Annotated in this window: 7 protein-coding genes; 1 reads left to right on the top strand and 6 read right to left on the bottom strand. The window is 62.0% G+C overall.

Annotated elements, in window-relative coordinates; translation table 11 throughout:
- From LPW39_RS16040 to LPW39_RS16025, 4 genes are all read right to left on the bottom strand, one after another.
- Positions 1-347: transposase (locus LPW39_RS16040; protein ID WP_230777288.1), on the bottom strand; the 347-nt coding region annotated here is incomplete at its 3' end.
- Between the two features lie 97 nt (positions 348-444).
- Positions 445-1,182 (bottom strand): acetoacetyl-CoA reductase, encoded by a 738-nt coding sequence (gene phbB / locus LPW39_RS16035; RefSeq protein WP_230777286.1) that lies wholly within the window; start codon positions 1,180-1,182, stop codon positions 445-447.
- 361 nt (positions 1,183-1,543) lie between these two features.
- Positions 1,544-2,725 carry an acetyl-CoA C-acetyltransferase gene (locus LPW39_RS16030; protein WP_230777284.1) on the bottom strand — a complete coding sequence of 394 codons (1,182 nt, stop codon included), beginning with the start codon at positions 2,723-2,725 and terminating at the stop codon, positions 1,544-1,546.
- A 133-nt stretch (positions 2,726-2,858) separates the two neighbouring features.
- On the bottom strand, positions 2,859-4,625 hold the full coding sequence (locus tag LPW39_RS16025) for a PHA/PHB synthase family protein (protein WP_230777282.1): 1,767 nt from the start codon (positions 4,623-4,625) through the stop codon (positions 2,859-2,861).
- A 62-nt stretch (positions 4,626-4,687) separates the two neighbouring features.
- Here LPW39_RS16025 and LPW39_RS16020 point away from each other — a divergent pair, with 62 nt between their 5' ends.
- A complete protein-coding gene (locus LPW39_RS16020) occupies positions 4,688-4,969 on the top strand; it encodes a hypothetical protein (RefSeq protein WP_230777273.1) in 282 nt (93 codons plus the stop codon).
- 6 nt (positions 4,970-4,975) lie between these two features.
- On the opposite strand, the gene LPW39_RS16015 is transcribed toward LPW39_RS16020, so the two are convergent.
- Both LPW39_RS16015 and LPW39_RS16010 read right to left on the bottom strand, forming a co-directional pair.
- Complete coding sequence (locus LPW39_RS16015) at positions 4,976-6,397, bottom strand: MFS transporter (protein ID WP_230777272.1); 1,422 nt, start codon at positions 6,395-6,397, stop codon at positions 4,976-4,978.
- A gap of 33 nt (positions 6,398-6,430) precedes the next feature.
- Positions 6,431-6,934, bottom strand: a complete 504-nt coding sequence (locus tag LPW39_RS16010) for a GNAT family N-acetyltransferase (RefSeq protein ID WP_230777270.1) — start codon at positions 6,932-6,934, stop codon at positions 6,431-6,433.
- Positions 6,935-6,945 lie beyond the last annotated feature (11 nt).

Raw genomic sequence — 6,945 nt, 5'->3', positions numbered from 1 at the left:
GCGAAGCGGCGTCTGCGGTTCTGACTGATGGTGGAGGCGTCGGGCACTTTGTCCGTCAAGCGCAGTCCCAAGAACCAGCGGTAAGCCACATTGACTTGCACCTCGCGCATGAGCTGGCGTTCACTGCGAATGCCAAAGAGGTAACCGAGCAGCAGCAGCTTGAACAGCATCACTGGATCAATCGCGGGGCGGCCATTGTTGGCGCAGTACAGGTGCGCAACCCGCTCGCGGATGAACGACAGGTCAATGGCCTTGTCTATCTTGCGCACCAGGTGTTCGGCGGGTACCAGCGATTCAAGTGTCACCATCTCCAGCTCATGCTGGTAGGCGCTTGGTTCTTTAAGCATCGCCCATTATGAACAAACCCACCGTTTTATGGGTGGGTTTGTCAGCAGTCTGACGCGCCTCGAAAGGCGCGTTTTTCATGGGTAGCTGCTGCGGCGATCAGTGGGTGTGCAAACCACCATTGACCGAGAACTCAGCGCCGGTCGCATAACCGCCATCTTCCGATGCCAGCCAGGCAATGATCGCAGCGATCTCGGTTGGTTCACCCAGGCGCTTCATCGGGATGGTGCCGACGATCTTCTCCAGCACATCGGGGCGGATGGCCTTGACCATGTCGGTGCCGATATAGCCAGGGCTGACCGTGTTGACGGTGACACCCTTGCCTGCCAACTCCTGGGCCAAGGCCATCGAGAAGCCGTGCATGCCCGCCTTGGCGGCCGAGTAATTGGTCTGGCCCGCCTGGCCCTTGGCGCCGTTGACGGAGCTGATGTTGACAATGCGGCCCCAGCCTTTTTCCACCATGTCGGCAACGACCTGCTTGGTCACGTTGAACATGGAGTTCAGGTTGGTTTCGATCACCGCTTGCCAGTCCTCGGGCGTCATCTTGATGAACATGCGGTCGCGGGTGATGCCGGCGTTGTTCACCAGCACATCGATGCTGCCATGCTCAGCCTTGGTCTTGCTGAAGGCTTCTACCGTGGATTCCCAATTACCGACATTGCCAACAGAGGCGTGGAACTCATAGCCCAGCGCCTTTTGTTCGCCGAGCCATTTTTGGAAATCGCGTGTGGGTCCGCAGCCCGCAATCACCTTGAATCCATCTTTGTGCAAGCGCTGGCAAATGGCCGTCCCAATGCCTCCCATACCGCCGGTTACGTAGGCCACTTTTTGACTCATTCACATCTCCTTGGTTCTGCTTGACATGCTTGTGCACTAGCACTGTAACCAAGAAACTGTGCGCAGAAACGCTCGTTTACGCCAAGCGAACAAATTCTTGCAGTACCTATAAATTTCGGTGATTTCCAAAGAGGATTGCAACAGAAACGCGCCCAATCTCTGCGCGGTTTTGCGCGTTTGCGCGCCCCATCATCGGAAACCCTATCACGAAGTACACCGCCATAGTCAGGTATTCGGGAGCGTTGGCTTCATCGGCTCCGAACGCGCAGGGTGAGTATTGCGCCACGCGGATCGGCATCGCCTTAAGGCAAAGAAAAACCGCCTCGCGAGGCGGCTGCTCATGACGCGCAGGGGCTAAAGGTCAGGCGCGTTCGACTGCCAATGCCACGCCCATGCCGCCACCAATACACAAGCCAGCGATGCCGCGCTTGGAGCCACGGCGCTTCATCTCGTGCAGCAAGGTCACCAGGATGCGCGCACCGGATGCACCGATGGGGTGGCCGATGGCGATCGCGCCGCCGTTGACATTGACCTTCGTGGTATCGAGACCCAGCTCCTGGTTCACCGCGCAGGCCTGGGCTGCAAAGGCCTCATTGAGTTCGAACAGATCGACCTCTTCGGCCTTCCAGCCGGTCTTGGCCAGCACCTTGCGCACGGCATGCATGGGGCCCATGCCCATGATCTTGGGGTCCAGGCCCACGGTGGCAAAGCCAGCGATACGAGCCAGCGGCTCGGCACCCAGCTCTTTGGCCTTCTTGCCGCTGGCAATCACCAGCGCGGCAGCACCATCGTTGAGGCCAGAGGCATTACCGGCCGTGACCGAGCCGGCCTTGTCAAAAGCGGGCTTCAGACTGGCCAGGGCCTCGCCATTGGTCTTGCGGTTGATGTACTCATCGGCCTTGAAGGCCACCGGGTCGCCCTTGCGCTGCGGAATCTGCACGGTGACGATTTCTTCATCGAACTTGCCCGCGTCCTGCGCGGCCGCTGCCTTTTGCTGGCTGGCCAGTGCAAAGGCATCCTGCTTGTCGCGGTCGATATGGAATTCCTTGGCGACGTTCTCGGCGGTGATGCCCATGTGGTATTGGTTGTACACGTCCCAGAGGCCGTCGACAATCATCGTGTCGCTCATCTTCCAGTCGCCCATGCGCTGGCCGTCACGCGAGCCGTTGAGCACGTGAGGTGAGAGGCTCATGTTTTCCTGGCCACCGGCCACGACGACCTCGGCATCACCCTGGCCAATGGCCTGTGCCGCCAGCATCACCGACTTCAGGCCCGAGCCGCAGACCGCGTTGATGGTTAGCGCCGGGGTCTTTTTATCCACACCGGCCTTGATCATCGCCTGGCGTGCGGGGTTCTGGCCCACACCAGCGGCCAGCACCTGGCCCATGATGACTTCATCGACCTGGTCCGCTGCCACGTTGGCGCGTGCCAGTGCTTCCTGGATAACGGTGGCCCCCAAGTCCGTCGCCGGCACTTTGGCCAGCGAGCCACCAAACTTACCCACTGCCGTGCGCACGGCGGAAATGATGACGATGTCTTCCATGATTCTTCCTTTTCAAAATGGCACGGATGCCGTTGTCTCAGACGGCCCTGCGGTGCTGATTATTGCACTGCAGCATTTGAATGACCACCCCCGCAATGACAATCGGGCGGTGAGCGCCGGGAGCCCTGATTGCTCAGGCTTTGGCTTGCACATAGCTTCCGGGTGCAGGCTCCAGTTCGCGGTACTCGGTGCGCGCGCGGCCATAGCTTTTGGGCGCCGCCACTTTCTTGCCGCCGTGCTGGGCCAGCCACTGGCTCCAGTCCGTCCACCAGCTGCCGGGCAGTTCGTCAGCGCCATCGATCCAGGCGTCGATATCGGCAGGCAACTGGCCATCGTCGCGCAGCCAGTGGCTGCGCTTGTTCTTGGCCGGCGGGTTGATGACACCGGCGATATGGCCCGACGCGCCCATGACAAAGCGCTTGTCGCCCCCGAGCACCTGGGTGGATGCGTAGGCCGCGCCAATCGGCACGATATGGTCTTCGCGCGAACCATAGATGTAGATCGGCATGTCGATCTTGCCAACATCGAGCTTTTCGCCGCAGACACTGAGCGCGCCGGGCTGCACCAGCTTGTTTTCCAGGTAGAAATTGCGCAGATACCAGGCGTAGTACGGCCCAGGCAGGTTAGTGCAATCGCTGTTCCAGTACAGCAGATCAAAGGGCGGCGGCGTCTCGCCCTTGAGGTAGTTGCCCACCACGTAGTTCCAGACCAGGTCCACCGGGCGCAGAAAGCTGAAGGTCGAGGCCAGTTCCTGGCCGGGCATCAGGCCGTTCTGGCCCATGGTCAGCTCACGGAACTTGACGAAGTTCTCGTCGATGAACACATCGAGAATGCCGGTGTCCTTGAAATCCACCAAGGTGGTGAGCAAGGTGGCACTGGCCACCGAGTCATCGCCGCGCGCAGCCAGCACCGCCAGCGCGTTGACCAGCATGGTGCCGCCCACGCAAAAGCCCAGCGCGTTGATCTGGGGCTTGCCGGAGATGGCCTTGACCACCTCGATCGCTTCCAGCACGGCGCTGCCGATGTAGTCGTCCCAGCCCTTGTCGCCCAGGCTGGCATCCGGGTTGCGCCAACTGACCACAAACGTACGGTGGCCCTGGGCCACGCTGTAGCGGATCAGCGAGTTGTCGGGCTGCAGATCGAGGATGTAGTACTTGTTGATGCAGGGCGGCACAAACAGCATTGGCCGCTCATAGACCTGGGTGGTGAGCGGCTTGTATTCGATGAGCTGGAACAGCTCGTTCTGGAAGACCACCGCGCCTTCGCTGGTGGCCACATTGCGGCCCACCTCGAACAGCGACTCGTCGGTCATCGAGACATGGCCCTGGCGTATATCGGCCAGCATGTTCTGCAGGCCCTGGGCAATGCTCTGGCCCTGGGTATCCAGCGCCTTTTTCTGCGCTTCGGCGTTGAAGGCCAGGAAGTTGCTGGGCGCCGTGGCCGCCAGCCACTGCTCCACCCCAAAGCGGACTCGGGCCCGGGTTTTCTCGTCGCCTTGGACCGCATCGACCATGTCCATCATGGTTTTGGCATGCAGCGCATAGCTGGCGGCGGTGAAGCTGGAGACCGGATTTTGCTGCCAGGCCTCGCCAGCAAAGCGCCGGTCCTTGGGCAGGGCCACCTCGCCTTTGGCGCCTTCGGTCCACAGCGCCAAGGCCGCTTGTGCGTACTGTGCCTGGATGGACTGGAGCTTTTCCATGTCAAAGCTGATCGGTGGCGTGCCGCCTGGCAAGGCCCCCAGCCCCGGCAGCCCGGCACTGAGGCCCTTGGGTGCGCCTACGGCATTGAAGGGAGATGCCATGGTCTGCAAGGACTGCATGCGCTCCATCCATTGCTGGGTCATCTGGCTGAGTTGCTGGAGCTGGTCACTGCCCAGTCCCCAATACGGTTGCTGCGTCATCGTCGTCTCCCTAAACAGGCTCCATGCATGGCACGGGCTTGTGCGCATCTTAGGCGCAAAAAATGGCAGCCGTGTGCTGGTGGGCAGCAAGTTCGGGTAAATTCCAGGGCATGTACCTGATTGCGATAGCCTGGCTTTATGTGGTGGTGCTGATGGCGGTGGTCGAGGCGGCCAGCCCGCAGAGCAGCCTGCTGGGTGCTGTTTTCACCTTGCTGCTGTACGGCGCGCTGCCGCTGGGTTTGCTGCTGTTCATCGCCGGCACGCCCGCGCGGCGCCGCATGCGCCACCGGGCGGAAGCCGAGGCGCAACAGGCCCCTGCCCCACCGCCGCCCAATGCGCCCTGAAGCCCCTTAATGCGCTGAATGCCGCAGGCGCAAGCTGCTGAACACGCCCGACATCGCCGCAAAGCCGGCTGCCAGGTACAGCGCCACCGTCGTGCCATGGCCGCTGGCCACCGGCCACAAGGTGAAGATGATGGCCACCAGCACAGCACCCAGCGATTGCCCGGTCAGCCGCGCCGTGCCCAGCATGCCGCTGGCAGCGCCGGCACGGGCCAGCGGTGCGGAGGTCACGATGGTGTGGTTGTTGGGCGACTGGAACAGCCCAAAGCCCAGGCCACACAAGGCCATGCGCCAACCGATGTTCAGATCACTCGGGTCGACCGGCAGCAGCGCCAGGCTGAGCAGGCCCAGCGCCAAAATCGCCATGCCGATGCCACCCAGCAGACCGTCTTCCACCCGGCCAATCAGCCGGCCAGCCAGCGGAGCCACCATCACGATGGCGACCGACCAGGCCGTCATCAGCATGCCCGCCGCAAAGTGGCTGCGCTGCAGTGCGTCCAGCAGCAAGAAAGGTAGCGCGATAAAGGACAGCATCTGTGCAGCAAAGGCGCCGATGGATGCCCCCATCGACAGTGCAAAAACCGGAATACGCAGCAGATCCAGCGGCAGCAAAGGCAGGCTCAGCTTGCGCTGGCGCAGCACATACCAGGCCCCCAGCAGCAAGCCCAGGCCCAGCATGAACCAGCCCGATGCGGCAGAGCCACCCGCCTGCATGTCATGGCGCGCGCCAATGCGTTCGGCGCCCAGAAACACCAGCGAGAACATTGCAAAATTCAGCACCACATCGATGGGAGTCAGCTTGGCATGTGGGGCATCCAGCAACTGCTGCGGGTTGCGGGGCAAGGCCTTGCGGCCCAGCCACAAGGTCAGAATGCCCAGAGGCACATTGATGGCAAACAGCCAGGGCCAGCTGGCTACCGACAGAATCAGCGCCGCAACGCCTGGACCGGCCACCGATGAAATCGCGACCACCAGCGAGTTGAGCGCCATGCCCTTGCCCAGCTTGGCAGCTGGGTAGGTCAAGCGCACCAGTGCGGCATTGACGGCCATCACCCCCGCCGCACCCATGCCTTGCAGTCCCCGCGCCGCAATCAGCAGCCACAGCGATTGGGCCAGCATGGCAACGGCCGACGCCAGGGTAAAACAGACAAGGCCTACCAGGTAGACCTTGCGGTAGCCAATGCGCTCACCCAACGCAGCCAAGGGCAGAAGCAGGCCCAGGGTGCCCAGCTGGTAGGCATTGATGATCCAGATCGACTCGGCGGGCGATGCCTGCAGCTGTTTGGCGACCGTGGGCAGTGCCAGGTTCATGATGCTGCCATCGAGCACGGCCACAATCAGGCCCAGCACGATAACCAGCATTGCAAGACGGCGCTCGGGCATGGGCAGGCCCTGGTTCAGCGAGGCCGGTTGCATGCCGGCCTCAGCCATGGCGGACCACCCGCATTTTGGGGTGTTTGCTGGTCATACAGTCGCGCTTTCCACGGCCTGGGCTTTGCCCGGGTAGAGCATCGTCAGATGAGGAATGCCATCTTCCAGATAGGGCTCGGAGACGACGTTGAACCCGCAGCCTTCGTAGAACTTCTGCAAATAGGCCTGCGCGCCAATACGGATGGCCGAACCGGGCCAGAGCCGGTCCGTCTCCGCCATCGCGTGGCGCATCAACTCCCAGCCAGCACCAGTGCCGCGCATGGCCTGCATGACGGCTACACGGCCAATCGAGGGTTCTGCATAGGCCAGGCCCGGAGGCAGCACCCGCACGTAGGCCTGCAGCACGCCTTGCGCATCACGCCCCAGCAGGTGCCAGGCATCCTGGTCTTTGTAGTCCAGGTCCTGGAAGGCGACCTGCTCGGCGATAAAGACCTGGCAGCGCACATGCAGCAGGTCATACAGCTGCTGCAGATTGAGCGCCGTGAAGGGCAGGAAGGACCAGCTCAGCTGGTCTACCGTTGAAGAAGGCTTTGGCATGTTCTGTCCAT

Source organism: Comamonas koreensis (genome assembly GCF_021026195.1).
In the GTDB taxonomy this organism is placed as follows: Bacteria; Pseudomonadota; Gammaproteobacteria; order Burkholderiales; family Burkholderiaceae_C; genus Comamonas; species Comamonas koreensis.
The sequence above is the reverse complement of the archived record's forward strand: the minus strand, read 5'-3'. Positions and strand labels throughout refer to the sequence as shown.